The 22920-nt window shown below is 47.0% G+C and carries 24 protein-coding genes; 23 read left to right on the forward strand and 1 reads right to left on the reverse strand.

Annotated elements, in window-relative coordinates; genetic code table 11:
* The 23 genes from D8Y20_RS00465 to recJ all read left to right on the forward strand — a co-directional run bounded on the left by D8Y20_RS00465 (position 1) and on the right by recJ (position 20681).
* Positions 1–1251: a lipoprotein-releasing ABC transporter permease subunit gene (locus D8Y20_RS00465; protein ID WP_236075157.1), complete on the forward strand. Its 1251-nt coding sequence runs from the start codon at positions 1–3 to the stop codon at positions 1249–1251.
* A 317-nt stretch (positions 1252–1568) separates the two neighbouring features.
* Complete coding sequence (locus D8Y20_RS00470) at positions 1569–1799, forward strand: CopG family transcriptional regulator (protein ID WP_121541064.1); 231 nt, start codon at positions 1569–1571, stop codon at positions 1797–1799.
* Positions 1796–2191 (forward strand): type II toxin-antitoxin system VapC family toxin, encoded by a 396-nt coding sequence (locus D8Y20_RS00475; RefSeq protein WP_121541065.1) that lies wholly within the window; start codon positions 1796–1798, stop codon positions 2189–2191. The genes D8Y20_RS00470 and D8Y20_RS00475 overlap by 4 nt, the downstream gene beginning before the upstream one ends.
* Before the next feature lie 40 nt (positions 2192–2231).
* A complete protein-coding gene (gene recO, locus D8Y20_RS00480) occupies positions 2232–2903 on the forward strand; it encodes a DNA repair protein RecO (protein WP_121541066.1) in 672 nt (223 codons plus the stop codon).
* 188 nt (positions 2904–3091) lie between these two features.
* On the forward strand, positions 3092–3802 hold the full coding sequence (locus tag D8Y20_RS00485; protein WP_121541153.1) for a pyridoxine 5'-phosphate synthase: 711 nt from the start codon (positions 3092–3094) through the stop codon (positions 3800–3802).
* Positions 3799–4182 carry a holo-ACP synthase gene (gene acpS / locus D8Y20_RS00490; protein WP_121541067.1) on the forward strand — a complete coding sequence of 128 codons (384 nt, stop codon included), beginning with the start codon at positions 3799–3801 and terminating at the stop codon, positions 4180–4182. The genes D8Y20_RS00485 and acpS overlap by 4 nt, the downstream gene beginning before the upstream one ends.
* 23 nt (positions 4183–4205) lie before the next feature.
* A complete protein-coding gene (locus D8Y20_RS00495; RefSeq protein WP_201265485.1) occupies positions 4206–4589 on the forward strand; it encodes a VanZ family protein in 384 nt (127 codons plus the stop codon).
* Positions 4590–4639: 50 nt separating this feature from the next.
* The gene (locus tag D8Y20_RS00500; RefSeq protein ID WP_121541068.1) at positions 4640–6205 is read left to right on the forward strand and encodes an NAD(P)H-hydrate dehydratase; all 1566 of its coding nucleotides are present in this window, start codon (positions 4640–4642) and stop codon (positions 6203–6205) included.
* A 62-nt stretch (positions 6206–6267) separates the two neighbouring features.
* Positions 6268–6660, forward strand: a complete 393-nt coding sequence (sdhC, locus tag D8Y20_RS00505) for a succinate dehydrogenase, cytochrome b556 subunit (protein WP_121541069.1) — start codon at positions 6268–6270, stop codon at positions 6658–6660.
* Positions 6642–7016 carry a succinate dehydrogenase, hydrophobic membrane anchor protein gene (gene sdhD, locus D8Y20_RS00510; RefSeq protein ID WP_236075158.1) on the forward strand — a complete coding sequence of 125 codons (375 nt, stop codon included), beginning with the start codon at positions 6642–6644 and terminating at the stop codon, positions 7014–7016. Before sdhC ends, sdhD begins: the two co-directional genes overlap by 19 nt.
* A gap of 9 nt (positions 7017–7025) precedes the next feature.
* Positions 7026–8825, forward strand: a complete 1800-nt coding sequence (gene sdhA, locus D8Y20_RS00515) for a succinate dehydrogenase flavoprotein subunit (RefSeq protein WP_121541070.1) — start codon at positions 7026–7028, stop codon at positions 8823–8825.
* 210 nt (positions 8826–9035) lie between these two features.
* Positions 9036–9746: a succinate dehydrogenase iron-sulfur subunit gene (locus D8Y20_RS00525; protein WP_121541072.1), complete on the forward strand. Its 711-nt coding sequence runs from the start codon at positions 9036–9038 to the stop codon at positions 9744–9746.
* Positions 9747–9753: 7 nt separating this feature from the next.
* On the forward strand, positions 9754–9975 hold the full coding sequence (locus D8Y20_RS00530; RefSeq protein WP_121541073.1) for a succinate dehydrogenase assembly factor 2: 222 nt from the start codon (positions 9754–9756) through the stop codon (positions 9973–9975).
* The gene (locus D8Y20_RS00535) at positions 9966–10715 is read left to right on the forward strand and encodes a DUF1573 domain-containing protein (RefSeq protein WP_121541074.1); all 750 of its coding nucleotides are present in this window, start codon (positions 9966–9968) and stop codon (positions 10713–10715) included. Before D8Y20_RS00530 ends, D8Y20_RS00535 begins: the two co-directional genes overlap by 10 nt.
* 31 nt (positions 10716–10746) lie before the next feature.
* Positions 10747–11418, forward strand: a complete 672-nt coding sequence (rpe, locus tag D8Y20_RS00540) for a ribulose-phosphate 3-epimerase (RefSeq protein WP_121541075.1) — start codon at positions 10747–10749, stop codon at positions 11416–11418.
* A gap of 113 nt (positions 11419–11531) precedes the next feature.
* Positions 11532–12131, forward strand: a complete 600-nt coding sequence (petA, locus tag D8Y20_RS00545; protein WP_121541076.1) for a ubiquinol-cytochrome c reductase iron-sulfur subunit — start codon at positions 11532–11534, stop codon at positions 12129–12131.
* A 32-nt stretch (positions 12132–12163) separates the two neighbouring features.
* The gene (locus tag D8Y20_RS00550; protein ID WP_121541156.1) at positions 12164–13366 is read left to right on the forward strand and encodes a cytochrome b/b6; all 1203 of its coding nucleotides are present in this window, start codon (positions 12164–12166) and stop codon (positions 13364–13366) included.
* A gap of 1 nt (position 13367) precedes the next feature.
* A complete protein-coding gene (locus D8Y20_RS00555) occupies positions 13368–14060 on the forward strand; it encodes a cytochrome c1 (RefSeq protein ID WP_121541077.1) in 693 nt (230 codons plus the stop codon).
* 285 nt (positions 14061–14345) lie between these two features.
* A complete protein-coding gene (gene alaC / locus D8Y20_RS00560) occupies positions 14346–15524 on the forward strand; it encodes an alanine transaminase (RefSeq protein ID WP_121541078.1) in 1179 nt (392 codons plus the stop codon).
* 86 nt (positions 15525–15610) lie between these two features.
* Positions 15611–16936 carry a homoserine dehydrogenase gene (locus D8Y20_RS00565; RefSeq protein ID WP_121541079.1) on the forward strand — a complete coding sequence of 442 codons (1326 nt, stop codon included), beginning with the start codon at positions 15611–15613 and terminating at the stop codon, positions 16934–16936.
* Positions 16937–16945: 9 nt separating this feature from the next.
* Complete coding sequence (gene thrC, locus D8Y20_RS00570) at positions 16946–18004, forward strand: threonine synthase (protein ID WP_121541080.1); 1059 nt, start codon at positions 16946–16948, stop codon at positions 18002–18004.
* Between the two features lie 13 nt (positions 18005–18017).
* Entirely contained in the window at positions 18018–18965 is a 948-nt protein-coding gene (locus tag D8Y20_RS00575) for a threonine synthase (RefSeq protein WP_121541081.1), read from the forward strand.
* Entirely contained in the window at positions 18966–20681 is a 1716-nt protein-coding gene (gene recJ / locus D8Y20_RS00580) for a single-stranded-DNA-specific exonuclease RecJ (protein WP_121541082.1), read from the forward strand.
* A gap of 47 nt (positions 20682–20728) precedes the next feature.
* On the opposite strand, the gene D8Y20_RS00585 is transcribed toward recJ, so the two are convergent.
* A complete protein-coding gene (locus tag D8Y20_RS00585; RefSeq protein ID WP_121541083.1) occupies positions 20729–22876 on the reverse strand; it encodes an EAL domain-containing protein in 2148 nt (715 codons plus the stop codon).
* Positions 22877–22920 lie beyond the last annotated feature (44 nt).

A 22920-nucleotide genomic window follows, 5' to 3' on the forward strand; every position in this document is an offset into this window, starting at 1 on the left:
GTGAACAAGGGTTTTTTCCGTTCCTATGAGTGGATGTTGGCGCGCCGTTATTTGCGTTCCCGTCGCAGTGAAAAGTTTGTGTCCCTTATCAGCTGGAGTTCTGGTGCAGGCATCGCTATTGGTGTGATGACATTGATTGTCGTGCTGTCGGTGATGAATGGAGCTGCAGTTGAAATTCGTGATAAAATATTAGGTTTTTCATCGCATGTTGATGTTCAGGGGCCTGGTGATGCCTTGACCGACTGGCGAAGCTGGCTGGCTGAAACAGAAAAGCTGGAGGGTGTAGAGCGTGCGGCTCCGTATATTTCTGCACAAGTGCTTGCCTCTTTTGGTTCTAAAGCTTTGGGTGGTATTCTAAAAGGCATTGATGTGAAGCGCAGTGATGATATTGCCAGGCATATTACGCAAGGTCGTTTTGTGAATGATGATGCATCACCATTTCAAATGGTGATGGGTAAGAGCCTGGCCAGAAAGCTTGGTGTTGGTGTGGGTGATCAGGTGCGTTTGATGTCCCCCTCCGGCGGTATTAGTCCTTCAGGTGCGGTGCCACGCATGCGTGCTTTCAAGCTGGTCGGTATTTTTGATTCCGGATTCTATGAGTACGATGCCGGTATGATGGTCACACCGCTGGAGGCGATTCAGCGCTTGAATAAAATGGGTGATAGCGTGACTGGTATCGAGCTGTTTTTACATGATAAAGATCAAGCTGGGCGCGTCTCTCAATTGGCGCGTGAGAGTTTGCCTATGGGCGCCTGGGTGACTGATTGGCAACATCGTTACCGCTCATTTTTTCAGGCTATGAAAACAGAACGCATTGCTATGGGCGTTATTTTATCGCTGATCATCATGGTGGCAGTATTTAATATGGTGGCATCGTTGGTGATGGTTGTGATGGAACGTCGCAAAGAGATAGCCATTCTGAAAACCGTTGGGGCTACCCATGCTTCTGTGATGCGGGTGTTTCTATTGATGGGCTCGCTGCTTAGTGGCATAGGTACATTGGTGGGGGCTTCTCTGGGCCTGTTGTTAGCTTGGCAACTGGATACATTGATGGCATGGATTGAAGGCATTACAGGTGTGCAGTTCATGTCCAGTGATGTCTATTATATCGATCATATTCCTTCGGTGATAGATCCGGTTTCGGTCTCAACCATTATTATTGTTAGTTTGATTATGGGTGTGTTGGCCACATTTTATCCGGCCTGGCGAGCTGCCAGCGTGCCACCAGCTGAAGCACTAAGGTACGAATAATTTCAATATGTAGCTGTGTTTTATTATTCAGTATTTTCACAGCAGTCCCCCAGCAGGGTAGTCTCTTTTGTGTAAACACACTCATCTTTAGGGCACAAAGTTATGCAGAGAAATTAGTACAATGATCAGAAAAACAATGCTTGCCGGAGAGTAAAGGGTGAGGAATTACATCTTTTTTTGTCTTTACTTTGCGAAACTCTGCGGTAAACGATTTTCAATATTTTAATGTAATTGCCCTTCAACTCTGTTGAGCTGGCTTGTCTCTATCTTTATGGTAACATATACTTGCATGTATATGTGCAGATAGGAGATGAGTTATGGGCCAAGTCACAGTATATCTTGATGATAAAACAGAAGATGAAATGAATTCAGCCGTAAAAGCTTCAGGCCTGTCAAAAAGTAAATGGGTGGCGCGTGTAATACACGAAAAAGCAGGTAGTGAATGGCCTGAAACAGTTGCTCAATTGGCGGGGGCCTGGCCTGATTTCCCGTCGCAAGATGAAATTCGACGCACCTCCGGAGAAGATGCCCCGCGTGAACCCTTCTGATGTACATTCTCGATACAAATACGCTGATCTATTATTTCAAAGGAATGGGTCAAGTAGCTGAACAATTATTAAATGTTCCCCCGAGAGATGTAGCTATTCCATCTATCGTGTTATATGAATTGGAAGTGGGTTTGGCTAAATCTTCATCTCCTGAGAAACGTCGCCAACAACTCGAAACATTAACGGGCGTGGTCACTGTTTTGCCGTTGGGAGTTAAGGAGGCCAGGTGTGCCGCGATGGTTCGTGCATCTATGGAGATGGCTGGGACTCCGATTGGTCCGATGGATACATTGATTGCTGGCACTGCATTGGCACAGCAGGGCATACTTGTAACACATAACACAAAAGAGTTTTCACGCATTGATGGTTTACAGCTTCATGACTGGTATTGATGGAAACGTCGGTACTAAGCAATTGAAAGAAGAATAACTGATGGCTGAGATGCATGATCATGCCTTATTGCTCAGGCGCATTCCTTATGGTGATACCTCTTTGATTTGTCATTTTTTAACAGAACAACATGGACGCATAGCCTTGATGGCGCGTGGTGCCAAACGACCCAAGAGTGTTTTTCGCGCTAGTTTGGAACCACTGTATGCATTGAACATTACGTGGCGTCCCGGCCGTAGTGGTATGGGTACGCTAACAGATGTGCAGCGAGGTTCTGCCTGTCTGGCGGTGAGCCAGTCCATGGATGGTCTGGAGTTGTTGGCCATTGCGTCGCGTTTGTTCCACGAAGGTGACCATCAGGGGTTTGAGGAAGTGAATGCATCATTGCAACTGCTCGCAAGCAGTCATGCGCAGAGATTGTTGATGGCGGTGTGGCAATTGTTGGATGCCGCTGGCTGGCTTGGAGATTTATCCCACTGTTGGCAGTGCGGCAGTAGTGTTGATCAGGAGATGTATTGGAGGCAGGCTCAGCTTGTCTGTGCTCCGTGTGGTGGTGGTATGACAATATCGACGGGCTTACGCAAATCGATTGTTGCAGTATTGTCTGGTCAACAGGTTCGATTCAGTATCGCCGATGCAAGCAGCTGGTCTGAAATGATTCGACAGGTGTTGATGCGACATGATATTCGGCTGACAGATAGTTTTAGAAAATAGATTTTTTGTGCCTTGTTGCGAAGGGGCTGAAACTTCGAAAAGGTAAGATATGCATTTGGATCTGCGTGTGTTGCTTCTTTTCGGTGTTGTCTTTACTTTGCGTACGCTGTGATGGGCAGGGTGTACGAATGCGCAAGAACAGCCTGTGAAAGGTTTTGACTATAGTTTATGAAGGAATTTAGAACATGATAAATTTGGGTGTAAATATTGATCATATTGCCACGATCAGGCAGGCACGAGGAACATCATATCCTGATCCTTTGGATGCAGTTCCCCTCTGTCTGGCTGCAGGTGCTGGCAGCATTACAGCACATTTGCGTGAGGATAGGCGCCATATTCAGGATCATGATATCGAGCGTTTGGCTGCGATGGATGGCTTGCACCTGAATATGGAGATGGGGGCGACCGATGAGATGGTGCGTATTTGTGAACGCTTGCGCCCGGCGGCTTGTTGTCTGGTGCCTGAAAAACGCGAGGAATTGACAACGGAAGGTGGGCTGGATGTGGTCGGCCATCAACGCCGATTGGCCGATGTGGTGGCGCGGTTATCTGCAGTCGGTGTGCGTGTGTCGATGTTTATTGATCCTATTGAGGCCCAGATTAGAGCAAGTAGCGAGATTGGTGCACCGGTCATTGAATTGCATACTGGGCACTATGCTAATTTGTGTGGAGCAGAGCAGGCTGTGGAACTCGTAGCGATCCGCGATGGTGCAGCGTTGGCTGCAGGGATGGGGTTGATGGTGCATGCAGGTCATGGCCTGACGGTGGAGAATACGCCGGCCATTTGTAGAATTCCTGAAATTGAAGAGTTGAATATTGGTCATGCCATTGTTGCCGATGCCTTGTTTAAGGGGCTGAAGCAGGCCGTCATTGATTTTCGTGCAGTGATGATACGTTGATTACAGGTATTGGTGTTGATCGCATTGCGATCAAGCGGGTTGAAGCTGCAATTGCGCGCCATGGTGAACGTTTTATCACGCGTCTTTTTACGGCAGGAGAAATCGCTCAGGCTCGGGCTAAGGGCAATCCAGTCAGGCGCTTTGCCATGCTGTTTGCTGCTAAAGAAGCTGTCTCTAAGGCGCTGGGTACAGGCCTTAGACAAGGCGTGACATTGCAGGGGATTGAAACGATCCATCAGGCTTCAGGTAAGCCTGAGGTGACACTGTATGATGGAGCAAAAAGCATAGCCGATGGTTTGAATATTCGTTCAGTGCATCTTTCTCTGACCGATGATGATGGTGTGGCGATGGCATTTGCTGTGGCTGAAACAGCCGATTGATCTTCAAACCACAGTTTCGGAATGTGTGGACGGTTGCATTGATCGTCTATTGCGGGTTTATCTATTATCTGTCTGATCAAAGTCGGTGGATTATTCCTGTTCCGGATCTGTTTGATATGCAGGATAAGCTGATTCATGCAACGGCTTATGCCGTAATGGCTTTTCTTTTTTGGCAGGCGGGTAGGTGCTGGATGCTCTTTTATGGGAAGATGCAATGGCATGCTCTGGCTGTGACCTGTGTATTGTTTTGTACTCTTTATGGCATGTCAGATGAGTGGCATCAATCCTTTGTGCCGGGTCGGGATGCCAGTTTTTTTGACTGGGTGGCAGATACTTTTGGTGCTTTATTGTTGACAATCATGCTTATAAAAAGGGAGTTTACGTTATCACGCGCAAGTAGTAATTGAGTTGAGCGCGGGTTTGCTGGTTTTAATCAGTAGTATGAAGAGGGGGTTGAATGAGTGAAACACGCATCCTGACTACTGCTCAAATGCGATGGGCTGATGAGCAGACAATCACATCTGGAACATCTGCTTTTACCCTGATGGATCGAGCCGGCCGAGCCTTATCCGCAACTATTCTTGAATTGATGCCAGATTATGGACGTATCGTGATTGTTACAGGCAGTGGCAATAACGGCGGCGATGGTTTTGCTGCGGCGCATTATCTGCGCCAGCGTCGTATCCCGGTCACTATTGTCTCTCTTGTACCGCTTACGCAATTGAACGACGAATGTAAGCAACACGCTGATCTGGCCAGTGCGGCTGGCGTGAAAATACGTGAGGCCTGTGCTGATGACTGTATTGAAGAGCTTAGCCGCTGGTTACTCAGAGCAGTGTTGGTTGTTGATGCCATCTTCGGCGTGGGGCTGAACAGATCGTTAAACAGCGCAATGATGGATGTCATCCATCGTATTAATCAAAGCGATAGGCCTGTTCTGAGTGTTGATATTGCATCTGGTCTTTGTGCGGATACTGGTGTTGTGATGGGGGCTGCTGTTCAGGCCGATTATACCTTACCTGTTGCAGCCTCGAAGTGGGGTCATTGGTTGAGCGAAGGGCGCGATTATACCGGGCGTCTGCTTAAAGTAGCCGAGATCGGTATTGCTGAAGAGACCATTAACCTATCCTGGCAATATACATGTTCCGTTGAGGGATCGTTTTGTGTGCATAGCACCTGTTTGATTACTGATGCATTTCTTGCTTCTGCATGGCCCGGGCGTTCACGGCTTACGCATAAGGGCAGTTATGGGCATGTTTGTGTGTTTGGCGGTTCTGTCGGACATACAGGGGCACCTCAATTGGCTGCTTTGGGAGCGTATGCGGCAGGCGCAGGTCTGGTTAGCCTTTTATGTCCTGATGATGTGTGGCCAGTGATTGCCACCGCCAATTTGGAAGTGATGAGCTACCCTCAATCGACAGAGCATTGGCAGCAAGCTGATGTTGTTGTTGCAGGTCCTGGTTGGGGTTTGGATCAGGGGGTGCTGTTGCAGACGCTATTGGATAGCGATAAACCATTGTTACTCGATGCTGATGCGTTAAATATTATAGCTGCTGATGCTGCTTTACAGCAGCAACTTGCAGGGCGCTGTGAACAACGCGGTGCAATGACTGTGATGACACCACATCCGGGTGAAGCTGCAAGATTACTCGATAGCTCCAGTACAGAGATTCAGGGTAATCGTAAGGAATCCATACTTGCTTTGACTACACGTTATGCCTGTTGGGTGGTTTTGAAAGGTTCTGAAACCTTGATTGCTTCTCCTGCTGGAGATGTATATCTCAATCCATTCGGTTCAGCGCAGCTGGCGGTGGCCGGTTCCGGTGATGTGTTAGCCGGAGTTATTGCAGCCCAGCTGGTAAAAGCAGATGATAAGCAAGTTGATCTGGGTGTGTTGATCTCATCCGCAGTAGCTCTGCATGGAAAAGCAGGCGAAAGTAGTGGTTGGTATCTGGCTGGTGAGTTGGTAAAACAGATTGCACAGATGCGTCAGCGTATAGAACAGGATGGAAAGGTTTTATAAGCTGGTCTAGTATGTAGCATCATTGTTGAAGGGCAGGAGGTGTTTTATATGGGTAAACATATATGAATGAACAGCCAGTGAAATATCACCGCCCGTTGTCTCCCCGAATTTCGATCTATCGCTGGCGCGCTCCGATGCTTGCAAGTATTGCGCATCGTGCCAGTGGAGTGGCATTGGTTCTGTTTGTTCCCCTCTATTTATGGTTATTGCATGGCATGACCAGTAGTCCCGATCATTATGACGCTACATTGACCTGGTTGCATTCATTGCCCGGAAAATGTTCTTTATGGTTGGTGGGGGTGGCGCTTGTGTATCACTTTAGTAACGGTCTTCGTTTTCTTCTGATTGATGTTGGCTGGGGAGAAAGTCGAGATATGATGCGTTTCAGCGCGCTTGTGGTGTTGCTTATTGCTGTATTTGCTTCGCTGTTGTTTGCATGGCTGTTGTTTCTATGAGAACGGTTAAAGAGCCGGGCTCAGCCCATAGCGGGTTATCTGACTGGTACTGGCAACGTCTTTCTGCTGTGGTGTTGGCATTTTTGCTGCCACTACCCTTTTTCCTGATGTTGATGGTGTTCAGTGGCGCTGTTGATCAGCAGGGCTTACTGGATATTCTCGACCACGTTGCATCCCGCGTGTTGCATACCTTGTTGATTCTGGCCTTGATGGTGCATGCGTATATGGGGCTGAAAGTGATTCTGGAAGATTATGTGCATATGCTGGCCTGGCGTATTCCATTGATCGCCACGATGTTGGTGGTGATGGGTGGATTCGGCATCTGGTGGCTTGCACTTATTTGGGCCTGGGCCTGAGGAGCGATTGTGACATATTTATCAAACGATAAAGTCGAAAATCATTTTCACGATGTTGTGATTATTGGCTCCGGTGGAGCAGGTATGCAGTGCGCTCTGGATCTGGCTGATGCTGGCCACAGGGTGGCCATTGTTACCAAAGTGTTGCCAACACGTTCGCATACAGTAGCGGCGCAAGGAGGCATTAATGCCTCACTGGGTAATGTGGACTCTGATCACTGGCACTGGCATATGTATGACACTGTCAAAGGTTCGGATTACCTTGGTGATCAGGATGCCATTGAATATATGTGCAGGGCTGCGCCGCGCATCGTGCGCGGACTGGAACATCAGGGTGTGGCGTTCTCGCGGTTGAAAAATGGCACGATTTATCAACGTCCGTTTGGTGGTCAGTCACGCGGTTTCGGTGATGGTGGTCAGGCTTCACGTACGTGCGCTGCAGCCGATCGAACCGGACATGCGATTTTGCAGACCCTTTATCAGCAGAATTTGCGCGCCGGCACACATTTTTATCAGGAGTTTTTTGCCCTTGATCTGATTACCGATGATGATGGCTGTCATGGTGTGATGGCGTGGGATATCGCCAATGGCACCTATCATATGTTTCAGGCTAAGGCCGTGATTTTGGCAACCGGTGGTGCTGGTCGGATTTTCAAAATTACCACCAATGCCCATATTTGTACCGGTGATGGCGGCGCATTGACCCTGGGGGCTGGCTTGCCAGTTGAAGATATGGAGTTTTTCCAGTTTCATCCTACTGGCATTGCTGATGTTGGCCCATTGATTACGGAGGCAGTGCGCGGAGAGGGTGGTTATTTACTTAACTCTGAGGGTGAGCGCTTTATGGAGCGTTATGCACCGAAGGATAAGGATCTGGCCTGTCGTGATGTGGTATCCCGTGCTATTGCTGTGGAAGTCCGGGAAGGGCGTGGCTGTGGCCCGAATAAAGATCATGCTTTACTTAAACTTGATCATTTGGGTGAAGAATTGATTTTGAAACGCTTGCCCAATATTCATGAGTTGGCATTGCGTTTTGCTGGTGTGGATTGTACCAAAGTACCGATTCCGGTACAGCCGACCATGCATTATACCATGGGTGGCATTCCTACCAACAGGAGTGCTGAAGTAGTCTATCGTCAGGGTGATGACCCAGAAAGGGTGTTTCCAGGTTTGTTTGCAATCGGTGAAGGTGCTTGTGTATCTGTACATGGTGCGAATCGCTTGGGCGGTAATTCGTTATTGGAAATTGTTGTGTTTGGCCATGCTTGTGGCGTGCGGGTGCAGGCGTATCTGCAAGAACAGCATTATCATCCTCCACTTGATCCTGATTGTTGGAAGAAGGGCGTGGATCGTGTTGAACGCTGGTTTAAATCCACGCAACATGGAGATGAAAAACCGAAGGTGGCGCAAGTGCGGGCCCGGATGCAATCGATCATGCAGGATCATTTCAGTGTGTACCGCACCGAGGATGTCATGTCCGAAGGTGTGGATGCAATTGAAGCCTTGGTTGATGAGCTGGAAAACGCCCGCATTGAAGATGCAGGGCGAATATTTAACACCGACCTTATCGAAGCGCTGGAATTAGAAAATATGATGGCGCTGGCTCGGGTGACAGCGGCAGGCGCGCATGCGAGAACGGAATCCCGAGGGGCGCATGCCCGTGATGATTATCCTGAGCGTGATGATCAGAACTGGCAGAAACATACGCTGGCCACAATTAAGGCGGGTAAGGTTGAACTTGATTACAAGCCGGTGCGTACGATTCCCATGACGGTGGAATCGTTTCCACCCAAAAAGCGGGTGTATTGATGCACAACTTCGTCTTTTCATCCAATACTGCGTTGCTGAAACTACTGCACTGCTCACAATTCATCAGGACAGATGAATTGGACGATTCTGCATCGGGGCGTAGCCCTGACAGGCATGGATGCCTGGAATCACATATTTTTCATATGCTCCGCTGCTTGCACCATCAGCGTCTTGTCTTGAATGAAAATACTCGCTGTGTTGGGAGTGGATATGAGTAAGATGATCACGCTTTCAGTATTTCGTTATGAGCCCGGCAAAGATGAAAAGCCATCGATGCAGACGTTTGAAGTGCCGATGTTAAAACCCGGCATGAAATTGCTCGATGCACTGAATTATATCAAATGGGAGATTGATGGTACGCTAAGTTATCGCCGTTCCTGTGGTGAAGGTGTGTGTGGTTCCGATGGCCTGAACATCAATGGTGTCAATGGTCTTGCATGCATTACGCCGATTGAAGGTTTAAAACAACCGATTCATGTGCGCCCGCTGCCATCTATGCAGGTGATTCGTGATCTGGTCGTGGATATGGATCATTTCTTTGATCAATATCGACAGATTAAACCGTGGTTGCAAGCCGAGTCACCTTTGCCTGAGCATGAGCGTTTACAGTCACCGGAGGATCGAGAGCTGCTGGATGGTTCTTACGAATGTATTCTGTGTGGTTGTTGTACAACGTCCTGTCCATCATGGTGGTGGAATGGTGATCGTTTCTTAGGTCCTGCTGCTTTATTGCAAGCCAATCGCTGGATTGTAGATTCACGTGATGAAGCGACCGGTGATCGTCTGGATCAGGTAGAGGATGCTTTTAGATTGTATCGCTGCCATCAAATTATGAATTGTATGGACGCCTGTCCGAAAGATCTGAATCCAACGGCCGCCATAGGGCATATCAAACGGAAACTTGTTTCCCGAAAATCGTAGCCAATACATGCACGCATCTGAAATTGCTGTTCGTCGCTTGCGCTATCGTTTGAATCGACAGGGTATGCTGGAGCTGGATGCCTGGTTGAGTCCGCTGTTGCATGCGGATTTTGATGATGATGGTGTGATGGATGCCATCAATCTGTTGTTACAGTGCGAACCTCCGGAATTACAGGCTATGATGCGTGGCGAAAAAGATGTGCCGGAGTGTTTGAAAATATGGTTGTGAAAAGTCTTGGATTAAGTTGTGTTGTTGTTTGGTTATTGTTTGTTTCTGCATGTTCGCAGCTTGATCATCATCAGTCCGTTGTCTTGCCAGCAACTGTTGAAGTGAAATCAGCACTGGTGTTTGAGCCTGATCATGTTGACATGGGAACGGTTAAAGAGGGCCATGAGGCAACGGTATTTTTGCGCGTGCGTAATGCCGGAGATGTAATGGCCAATATCGTCGCGGTGGAAACGTCTTGTGGCTGTAGTGTGGCGGAACCTGAAGATCACCTGTTGATGCCGGGTGCTTTTACGCGTATCAAGGTGGTGGTAGATACCTTCGCCAAGCAAGGAGATGCGAAGAAATGGGTCTCGCTGACAGATGATCTTGGCCGTAGTAGTAAGGTGTGGCTTACGTTGAATGTGCAGGCTAATCCCCATTTAAATGTCGGGTCACGCAGTATTTTTAATGGAAAGTGTGCAGCGTGCCATTTTGATACAGCCAAAGATCAGGTGAAAGGGCCACAGATTTATGCTGCTGTTTGCAGTATGTGTCATGGCGATAATGGGCAGGGGGCGGTGGCCCCATCGCTGAAACACCACAACGATGCAGGGGTATTGGCATTGTTGATTGCGAATGGCACAGGATCTCAGCACATGCCGGGGTTTGCTCTGCAACAGGGTGGCCCGTTGAGTGATTCTCAAATAACAGCGTTGAGTGAATGGTTATCTACGCTGGACGAAACAGGTCAAAAAAGGTAGAAAGCCACCACTCAAATCAGGGAGTTTTTTCATGAAAAAAGATACAGTTATTGCACCATCCATTTTATCGGCCGATTTCGCTCGTCTGGGTGAAGAGATTAAGGCTATTGATGATGGTGGCTGCGATTGGGTTCATTTTGACGTAATGGATGGTTCATTTGTACCACCAATTACTATTGGCGATAATATCTGCAGTGCAATCCGTTCGTATACCGACAAACCGATCGATGTACATTTGATGGTGAATCATCCGGATACGCAGGTAGAATCGTTTGCTAAAGCTGGCGCAGATATTATTACTGTGCATCAGGAAGCATGTGTACACCTTGAACGTACGCTGCAGTTGATTCGTTCATACGGTAAAAAAGCAGGCGTGAGCCTGAATCCGTCAACGCCTGTTTCTACTATTAAAAATGTATTGCACTGCACGGACTTGGTGTTGTTGATGAGCGTGAATCCGGGTTATGGTGGCCAGTCTTATATTCATGCGGTTACTGATAAAATCCGTGAAGCACGTCAGATGCTTGATGATGCAGGTTCAGATGCATGGCTGGAAGTAGATGGCGGCGTGAATATTAAAACAGTTGAAGAAGTGGCTGCGGCTGGTGCTGATGCACTGGTGGCGGGTTCGGCAGTGTATGGTACAGATGACTATGCCAAAGCAATCAAAGATATTAGGGATCTTGCTAATAACGCATCTTAATAAGATTGATGAGGGTCCATAGCTGCAGTGCAATGGTTGACCAATAACTGTGGCGCTGCTAGCTATGCGGCCTTATTTTCATATATGAAAGACAATCAGAGGGGGGAATAACTATGACAGATCAAGCAAATCAGTCGCGCCGTAACTTTCTTTACGTTGCAGCGGGTGGTTTAGGAGCTGTTGCAGCAGGTGGAATGGTGGTGCCGTTTATCGGTAGCATGTTACCAGCCGCAGATACGCTGGCCGCATCAAAAACAGAGTTCGATTTATCAACCGTTGAGGCGGGGCAACTGGTAACCATCCAGTGGCAAGGTAAGCCTGTATTTGTTGTGCACCGTACAGCAGAGCTTCTAAAACAAGTCGATGGGCATGATGACATGCTTAAAGATAAGGATTCAAAAGCCATTGATGAAGTTCAGGAAGAGTGGATGGATACGCCTGAAAAACGTAAATACCGCGCTATTAAGCCGGAGTACCTCATTGTGGTTGCCAGTTGTACACATCTGGGTTGCATCCCTCTATTTAAACCATCAGCAGGAAGAAAAGAGTGGGGCGATTCTGTCCCTGAAAACTGGCCTGGTGGATGGCATTGTCCATGCCATGGTTCATTGTACGATGTCTCGGCACGTGTAATCAACGGATCACCGGCACCGCATAATCTTCATGTGATGCCATACCAATATAAAACCGACACTACTGTAGTGATCGGCTAATCCAGGGGGAGGGAAACGTGATAGAAAAAATGATGAAAACACAACTGTTCGCCTGGGTTGATAAGCGAACAGGTGCTGAGGCGATTATTAAATCTCAGCTGACTGAATATCCGGCACCAAAGAATTTGAACTATATGTGGAACTTTGGTTCATTGGCTTTGCTGATGCTGGTACTACAAATTGTCACAGGTATTTTCCTGGTGATGTATTATAAACCATCTGCTGAAGCTACATTTGGTGGTTTTACGGTCGCCTTTGATTCAGTAGAACGCATTATGCGTGATGTGAACTTCGGTTGGCTGATTCGTTATATGCATGCAGTTGGTGCATCGATGTTCTTCGTTGTGGTTTATCTGCACATGGGGCGTGGTTTTTACTACGGCTCATTTAAAGCACCACGTGAATTACTTTGGATTATCGGTGTTGTCATTCTGTTGATTATGCAAGGTGCAGCATTCTTCGGTTATCTACTGCCTTGGGGTCAGATGTCTTTCTGGGGTGCAACGGTAATTACCAACTTGTTCGGAGCGATTCCGGTCTTGGGTGAATATGTATCCCAGGTACTGGTTGGTGGTTTTGCGGTTGGCGATCCAACCTTGAACAGATTCTTCTCATTGCACTATCTGTTCCCACTATTGTTGGCAGCGATTGTTGGTGGTCACGTACATGCATTGCATGTTGTGCATTCCAATAATCCTGAAGGCATTGATCTTCATAAACCTGAAGAGATGATTCCTTTCCATCCATACTATACGATTAAAGATGCATTCGGCGTAGCATTCTTCCTGACTATCTATGCTTACATCGTATTCTTTAATCCACAGATGGGTGGTTACTTCATTGAAGTGGATAACTATGTGCCAGCAAACAATCTGTCCACACCAGCACATATTGCGCCGGTTTGGTACTTGACGCCTTGGTACACCATTCTACGCTCGTTTGAGTCTAAATTGATTGGTGTGTTGGCAATGGGTGGTTCATTGGCAATCTTGTTCTTGTTGCCATTCTTATGCCGCTCAGCAGTGCGCTCCGCACGCTTCCGTCCGGTATATAAGATCATGGTAATCATGTTCTTCATCGATGTGATCGTATTGGGTTATTGTGGTCATTCTGCGCCTACACCAACACTTAAAATTGTAGGCCAGTTATCTACCGCTTATTACTTCCTGTTCTTCGTGGCTCTGCCATTCTTACCGAAGTTCGAGAAGACCAAGCCTGTTCCGGAGGGGATTTAATATGAAACTGACTAACACAATGATGGCAATTATTGCTGCAGCTGTGCTGGGCTTTTCAGTTCCTGCCATTGCAAACGAGGGAGGGGCTCATCTCAAGCATGCTGAAGTAGATGCTAGCGATCAGGCTCAGATCCGTCGTGGTCTGGGTGTGTTTACTGATGTCTGTATGGGTTGTCACTCTGCTAAGTATATAAGGTATCAAAGTTTGATGGCTTACCCTGAAATCGGCTTGACACGCGCAGAAGTTGATGAATTGCGTGGAGATAGATCCTTGATGAGTGGTATGATCTCGGATATGGCGATTGAAGATGCAATATCATCTTATGGTAAAGCTCCGCCAGATCTTTCATTGATCGTACCTGGTCGCCGTGGTGGTGCGAATTATATCTATTCGCTACTGACTGGGTTTGAACATGATCCTGAAGGCAAGGTTCCCGATGGTAACTACAACCCGATTTACCCGGGTGGTCGTATTGCTATGCCGGATCCACTGTCATGGCTTGAGCACGATGAAGCGGATACTGCTGAGATAGAAAAACAGGCACAGGATGTGGCTGCATTTCTAACGTTCATCGGTGATCCGCATCAGAACGAACGTCGCGCTATTGGTTGTTGGGTAGTGGGCTTCCTGATTCTTCTTACACTAGTGCTATGGCGCTTGAAAGTTGAAGTATGGAAAGACGTAAAACATTGATCTGATTGATCAGTAATCTTAAGGGCTCGCCATATGGCGAGCCCTTTTTTTTGATACATGGGAATTCTAACCGGTTGTTTTTTGTGCCGGTTTCGCTGTGTTAAAGTGACAAGGAGTGGGCAAGAGCAAGGTCTCTGGCGATGAATATTGCGTACTTTACGGTGAGACCTTTCATGCGATTGCCATGTTGTGACATGAGCATTCCTTGACCAAAAAGAAGGTGCTTCGTAGTCTATCCATTCCCTTCACAGGGCTACTACTATTCTTGGAGTTTTTACCTGACTCATGCTTGAATTTGAAAAAATTAAACGTTTACCTCCATATGTGTTTGCGGCAGTAAACCAGCTAAAAATGGAGCTTCGTCACGATGGCGAAGATATTATTGATTTGGGCATGGGTAATCCTGACCAGCCTACACCACAGCATATTGTCGATAAGCTGTGTGAGGCCGCACAAGATGGTCGCAATCACCGTTATTCCATGTCCAAAGGTATTCCTGGTTTGCGCAAGGCTATTTGTGGTTGGTATAAGCGTAAGTTTGATGTCGATCTGGACCCTGAAACTGAAGCGATTGCTACCATTGGCTCTAAAGAGGGGCTGGCTCATCTGGCTGTAGCGATTACATCACCAGGTGATCTTATTTTGACTCCGAATCCGGCGTATCCGATTCATCCGTATGGTTTTATTATTGCCGGTGCAGATATTCGCCATGTGCCAATGGGTGCAGATCGCGATTATTTTGCAGACATTGAAAAGGCGGTGAAAGATTCATGGCCACGGCCGAAGATTCTTGTGGTGAATTTCCCTTCCAATCCAACAGCACAAGTCGTTGATCTCGATTTTTATGTGAAACTGGTTGCTTTTGCGCGTGAGAATAAACTGATCGTTATTTCAGATATTGCTTATGCAGAGATTACGTTTGATGATTATGTATGTCCGTCGATTATGCAGGTGCCGGGTGCCAAGGAAGTAGCGGTTGAATTCTATTCGCTATCCAAGAGTTATAATATGCCGGGCTGGCGCATGGGTTTCATGGTGGGCAACAGAGAAATTGTTGCTGCACTTGCCAAGATTAAATCATATCTGGATTATGGTACTTTTCAGCCCTTGCAGATTGCTTCATGTGCGGCTCTGAACGGTCCTCAGGAATGTGTGGAAGAAATTCGTCTGATGTATCAGTCGCGTCGTGATGTGATGATTGATGGCATGCATAAAATGGGTTGGATGGCTGAGAAACCGAAAGCATCGATGTTTATCTGGGCAGAGATTCCGGATGAGTTTAAACATATGGGGTCGTTGGAATTTTCCAAACGTATGTTGAAAGAGGGCGGTGTAGCGCTTTCTCCTGGTATCGGTTTTGGTGATTATGGTGACGACTTTGTGCGCATTGCACTGATTGAGAATGAACATAGAACCCGGCAAGCCCTGCGTGGTATGCGTAACTTTCTGCACGCAGGTGCATGAAGAAGTCAGCCGTGAGGGGTAAGAAGTGAGGCGGAGTCTCCTTACTTCTGACGCTTTCCCCCTTACAAATATTGGAGATATTTATAATGAGTGAAATAAGAGTTGGATTGCTTGGCCTGGGCACGATTGGTACGGGTGTAGCCCGTATATTGATCGAGCAGCAGGAGCTAATGTCACGCAGGCTCGGCAAAACAGTGCGTTTGGTTGCAGTAGCGGATCGTGATATTTCACATGATCGTGGCCTTGATCTCACCGGTGTACGCCTGTGTGATGATGCCAATGCTCTGGTAACAGCAGATGATGTTGATCTTGTTGTTGAGTTAATCGGTGGTTATGAACCGGCTCGTACGTTTGTTGCCGCAGCACTTGAGCATGGCAAACATGTTGTCACTGCTAATAAAGCACTGGTCGCCAAACATGGTGAAGAGTTGTTCCCGCTGGCAGCGAGTAAAAATGTAGCGATTGGTTTTGAAGCGGCTGTAGGTGGTGGTATTCCTTGCCTGAAAGCACTGCGTGAAGGTTGTGCTGCTAACGCCATTGAATCTGTTTATGGTATTTTAAATGGTACTTGTAACTTCATATTGACCAAAATGGAAAATGAGGGTGCAGATTATGCTGATGTGCTGAAAGAGGCACAGGAGCTTGGTTACGCTGAAGCTGATCCAACCTTTGATGTTGAAGGCATCGATACAGCCCATAAATTATCGATTCTTGCAGCCATGGCTTTTGGTTCAAAAATAAAGTTTGATGAAGTGTTTACCGAAGGAATCAGTAAAATTACTGCAGCAGATATCGAATCTGCATCTGAGCTGGGTTACCGCATCAAGTTATTGGGTATTGCCAAGCCGCATGGAGAGAATGGTGCGGTTGATCGTGTTGAGATGCGTGTACATCCGACGTTGGTACCCATGCATTCACAGATTGCGCAGGTGTCTGATTCATACAATGCAGTACAGGTATCCGGTGATTTTGTTGAACATACCTTGTATGTCGGTCGTGGTGCGGGTGAGAGGCCAACGGCTTCTGCCGTTGTAGCTGATATCATGGATATTGCCCGTGTAGCACCCGATGGTGTTCAGCATCTGGCTCCGCCAATGGGTTTTGTCGAAGCTGAACGTCGTGCCTTGCAGACATTACCTGTAGCCGATATTGAGTGTGAATATTATTTGCGTCTGATGGTTCAGGATGAGCCGGGCGTCATCGCATCTGTGACCTCCATTCTGGCTGATCATCGTATTAGTCTGGAAGCGCTGAGCCAGAAAGAACGTCATGCATGTCATGCAGTACCGATTGTGATGTTAACGCATGAAACAACAGAAGGAAATTTACAGGCTGCGATCAGCCGTATTATTAGCTTGAAAGCAGTTGAAGAAGATGTGTTGATTCTACGTAAAGAATCAGCCGTAGCTTAAGGAATTATTATGCCTAGATATGAAGGAATTATTAACCGATACCGTGCTTTTTTACCTATAGCAAAAGATGATGCGGTCATCACCCTGTATGAAGGGAATACACCACTGCATGAGTCCCATAACCTGCGCAATGCGATCAACCCTGAACTGAATATTTTTCTTAAGTTTGAAGGGTTGAATCCAACCGGTTCGTTCAAGGATCGCGGAATGACCATGGCTGTGACGCAGGCGTACAATGCCGGCTCACGTAAAATCATCTGTGCTTCAACCGGTAACACCTCCGCATCTGCCGCTGCCTATGCCGCCAATTCTGGCATGGAAGCGTATGTGCTGATTCCCGATGGCAAGATTGCGCTGGGTAAAATGAGCCAGGGTATGCGCTATGGTGCCAAGGTGATTCAGATTCGCGGAAACTTTGATGATGCACTGGAACTGGTACGTGAGATTAGTGCTGATGGATCTATTTCGTTGGTGAATTCAGTCAATCCATACCGTATTCAGGGACAAAAAACAGGTGCGTTTGAGATTGTAGATGAGCTCGGTTTCGCACCTGATTTCCATGCTTTACCTGTTGGAAACGCGGGTAATATCACTGCTTATTGGTTGGGTTATAAAGAATATCATGAAAAACGAATCAGTAAGTCGTTGCCAAAAATGCTTGGTTTCCAAGCAGCTGGATCGGCACCCATTGTGAATGGTGCGCCGGTAGAGAACCCGGAAACTATAGCGACAGCGATTCGTATCGGTAAACCAGCATCATGGAAGCAAGCAGAAGCGGCCCGTGATGAATCCGGTGGTGTTATTGATGCAGTGACTGATGATGAGATCCTACAAGCTTATGATATGTTGGCATCCTTGGAAGGGGTGTTCTGTGAACCTGCATCGGCTGCATCGGTAGCTGGTATTATCAAATTGAATAAAGCCGGTTATTTCCAGCCAGGCCAGAGCATTGTCTGTACATTGACTGGTAATGGTTTGAAAGATCCGGATACCGCGATGATGGGTATTCCGACACCGATTACCATTGATGCTACCGAGGACGCTGTACGCAGGGCTCTTGATTCCTAAAGCAGTCCGAAGCATGACTGCTTCAACCCTGATTGTAACTCAGGCTTTATTACCACATCAGGATGGAGTTTCGCTCCATCCTGATCTTTTTTTATGGGAAAAATATCTTAGTAAATATCGGCAAACATGGTTCCGGTGCAGTGATAAAAATCCATTAGCATGGTATGCAGCATTGTCTGAACGCCCTGCGGCGTTGTTATTGGCTGAGAAGTGTTCAGCATTTCCTGAGCATATTCGCCAGTGTTGGGTGGTTTCACCATATCATGCATTTTTAGCACAGCACATGGTGCGTGTTCATCCTGAAGGCCTATTTTCATGGTCGGCTGAAGATGCCCGAGACCTTTGCGAAACGGTAAATCCATTCATTGCTGATGATGGCATGACGTTGGTTGCGACCGGGGCTGCATTATTGCTGTGTTGCCGCGAACCCATGCAGGCCTACCCGCAAGGGTTTGCTGCGGTATCGGGTAAGATGCTACCGGATCGTGATCATGAAGGTGAAGATGGAGGACGACTGAATCGTCTGTTATCTGAGATTCAAATGTTACTTTTTCAACATCCCTTGGCTGCAAGACAAGAGCGTGGCGACGTAGGTGTGAGCGGCATCTGGGTATGGGATCCGGTTGATATGAAAGCTGATGTGTCCATGCATATTGAAGTTGCTAACGGTGTATCCGGGCATAAACAGTTCGCTGTTGCTACCCGTAACCCTCTTTTGCAATCTATTGTTGAACCTAGAGATGCTGATCTGATTATTTCGGAGCCCGAACGCATGCATGAATTATTGCAACATGATGAAACGCTGCCAAAAACGATTATATTGGCTGGAGAGGGGCATGCTGTATTGCTGAAACAATCAATGATGCCAAGCTTCACTAAAGGCATCTGGAAATCGAAGCTCAAACGTGAATCGCAGAAAGAAGAAGCGACATTATTGGCTTATCTTGTGGGTGATCTTTAAATGTCTGAGATAGAGCCACAGGATTTACCTGCTGGCAGAAGTGCAAAGGGAAAGGTTCTGGTTTGGCGACATACTCCGTTGTTTGCTGAGGACCCGGTAAGTGCCTGGCAAGGCGTGCTTGAAGCCAGAGGCTTGAGAGAGACTGATGCATACTTTTCACCACGTTTAGCGGATCTACCTGACCCATTTCTAATGGTGGATATGGAAAAAGCGGCGACCCGCATAGCTGCAGCCATTCAACATGCAGAAAAAATACACATCTTTGGTGACTTTGATGCCGATGGTGTGAATGGCACAGCGATATTGCTTGAAGCGTTGTCTGCAGCAGGTGCTACTGTTTCATATTCCATTCCACACCGTGCTGATCAAGGGCATGGAATTGGTGTGCAGCCGGTGCGAATGGCAGTGGATGATGGCGCTAAACTGGGCTTAAGTGTGGATACAGGCACCACATGTTTTGATGCATGTGATGAGGCAAAAAAAATCGGCTTTGATTTGATTGTCAGTGATCATCATCTACCTGATAGCACGCTTCCCAATGCATTTGCTTTGCTGAATCCAGCCCGTGAATCGTGTGGCTTTGCAGATAGAAAGCTGTGTGGGACAGGTGTTGCATTTTTTCTGTTGATGGCAGTTTGGAAAAAGCTTGCTGAACAACAGCTTCGCCCTGGCTTTGATTTGCGCCTGTTGCTGGATCGGGTAGCTGTTGCAACGATTGCTGATGTGATGGATTTGGTTGGTGTGAACCGGGTTCTGGTTTACCATGGTCTGCAGAAGTTGAACAGAGATCCATCGATTGGCATGAAAGCCTTAATGAAGATTGCCAAGGTTAAAAAAGCTGTGACTGCTGAAACTATCGGCTTTTATCTGGCTCCGCGCATTAATGCTGCAGGTCGTTTACAACATGGCGAAGCAGCCATGCGCATGCTCTCTACTGGTGATGCCGATGAGGCAGCTATGTTGGCAGCGGAGCTTGATGCGACCAATAAAGAGCGCCGCAAGGTTGAAGTTGAGGTGCTTAAACAGGCTGAACTTAAATTGGGCGATTCAGATATTTTAGCTGTTTACGATGACAGTTGGCATGCCGGTGTCGTGGGCCTGGTTGCTGGTCGTCTGGCCAGAAAACATGGCAGACCCGCGGCTGTCGGTTTTGTCACGCCGGATGGCGTGGTACGCGTATCTTTGCGTGGCATGCCGGGATTTCATATTGGCAAGCTGTTAAATGCTTGTAGTGAGCATCTGGAGGGCTTTGGTGGTCATGCGGGAGCTGGTGGTGGTGGTATAAAACCAGGGCAGTGGCATGCATTTACCAAGACGTTCGCAGCATGCATCGAAAATCAGTCGATAGATGTTTCTGATCATTTGAGGCTTGAAGTGGATGGCATTCTTGGTCTGGGCTGCATGCATATTGCTTTAGCTGATCGTTTGGCGCGTTTTGAACCTATTGGTCGTGGTAACAGTGCTTGTGCATGGTTGATTGAAGGGGTGCATATTGCAGATCGTCGTGATTTGAAGGGCGGAGTGGTGCGTCTGAAACTCACGGATGGCAGTCGTTGGATCGATGGTATTGTGTTTGGTGCAGGTGCCATCTCCGATGATATTCAACCGGGTTTAACGGTTTCAATAATCGGCCAGCTACAAAAAGATGATTACCGTGGTGGGGCTGCTGTACAATTTGTTATCGAGGATGTTATTTCGACCGCTGTGGATAACTAACCGCTGAGCAGGCTCCATCCAGATACGTGTAGATACAGCATTGATTTTCAATCCAACAATTTAAGCATGGATTTCATGTTCTTTAGCTGTTCAGCAATGGTATTGGCTGGAACAGGTGGGCTTGAGAGAAAACCCAGAATGCCATCTGAATCATGCTTGCGTAAGAATTGTAATTGATCCTCAGTTTCGACACCTTCAGCCACGACTTGATGATTAAGAATATGCCCCATCGAAATGATCGCATTGGCAATTTGGGCACTGTCACCGCCTTGGCCAATTTGATGGATCAGTGATCGATTCATTTTCAATTCGTGCACAGGCATAGATTTTAGAGACTGTAATGAGAAGAAACCGGCGCCGAAATTATCTATGGTGATTTTAACACCCATTGCATCGAGTTCATTCAATGATATCAATACAGCAGAAGCATGTTGCATCAGATCACTTTCACTGATTTCAAGTTGCAACATGTCGGCATCAAGATGGTTGTCGCGTAATGTTTGAGCAACGAGCTTGCTGAAATCAGCATGTCTTAATTGCTCGGCTGTAACATTGACAGAAACAGGTACAATGGGAAGCCCCATCTCCTTCCATTTTCTATTTTGGGTGCAAGCCTGTCGTAATACCCACTCACCAATCTGCACAATAAGGCCAGTTTTGTTGGCCAGTGGCAGGAACTGATCGGGTAATATGATGCCTGTCTCGGCATTGTTCCAACGTAAGAGTGCATGTGTGCCAGTGATTAAACCGTTTTTTAGCTCAACTTTGGGTTGGTAATAGATGAGCAATTCATCATTTGAAATCGCTTGCCGTAATGCTTTCTCCAGTTTTAATTCAGCATTGATTTCACTGAAAACCCCTGACTCTTTATCACGATAGATACAGTAACGATTACGGCCCAGTTCTTTGGCTTGATACATAGCGTCATCAGCCAATCTCATGATGGTTTCGACATCACGATACTCATGAGAATTGAGGTTGATGCCGATACTAACGCCAAGCACATACTGGCTGTTTTTTAATATCATAGGCTCTTGAATAAGATGAATAACTTTTTCAGCAAACATACAAGCAGACTCTTCTGATTCAATATTATCAAGAATAATACTGAATTCATCACCGCCAAGCCTGGCTACGGTATCGGTCTCACGTATGCAGTTTTGCAGTCTTCTGGCGACTTCAATCAGAGCTATATCACCCCATTCATGACCAAGCTCATCGTTGATGGGTTTAAAGTAGTCCAGGTCCATGAACAGAACGGCCATATTTGTATGGTTACGATGTGATTGGGCAATGGCCTGTTTCAGGCGATCATAATAAAGGCTTCGGTTAGGTAGTCCTGTGAGTAGATCAGTATAGGCCATCTCTCTGATCTTTTCTTCACTATGTTTGTGTTCGGTGATATCCGATAGGAAGCCCAAGAACTCCAGTGTGCCATGCTGGTTTTTGTCTATCCTTATTTCATCACCCACCCATACATAGTGGCCATCCTTATGCTGGAAACGGTATTCAAATCGGTTGCTGCCACGTTCAAGCCCTTTTTTTAACGAATTTTTGACATGCTCTACATCATCCGGATGCACGCACCCAAGACGGAAATCAGCACTGCTGGTAAATGCTTCAGCCTCATAACCACACAGCCGTTTAATGTTATCACTGATAAAAGTTGTAGCGTAATGGTCAGAAATATCTGAGGCATAAATGACGGCAGAGGTTGATGTTAGCAGGAAGTTCAGTCGTTCATTTGCCATGCGGATCTGTTGTTCATTTTCCTGCAATCGTCGATGCATGGCTTGAAAATCTTGTAAGCGATGATTCTCTTGTTTGGTAGCATGGTAATCCAGCCAATGTTTAATGCTATGAACCAGTTCATGTGGGTTGATTGGTTTTTCAAGGTATTCAACAGCGCCCTGACGCAGTGCTTCAATCGTACTTTTTTTGTCTGCGAATCCGGACATCATGATGACAGGGCAGGCGGGCCGGTGCTTGCGCAGATAAGCAAGTACATCCAGTCCAGAATGACCTTCGAGTTTTACATCGAGCAGGGCAATATCAATAGATGAATCTATCTGCTCGACAGCCCCATCGTAATTTTTAGCTTTAACGACAATAAATCCTGCATTCTCAAGGAACTCAGCATATAGGTCTCTGAGTTCTTTATAATCATCAACAATAAGGATTTTAGATGGTTGCATGGTTCCGTCCCAGTTTTAAAATGTGCAATGTTCTAATACAATAA

The organism is Mariprofundus sp. EBB-1 (genome assembly GCF_003665155.1).
In the GTDB taxonomy this organism is placed as follows: domain Bacteria; phylum Pseudomonadota; class Zetaproteobacteria; order Mariprofundales; family Mariprofundaceae; genus Mariprofundus.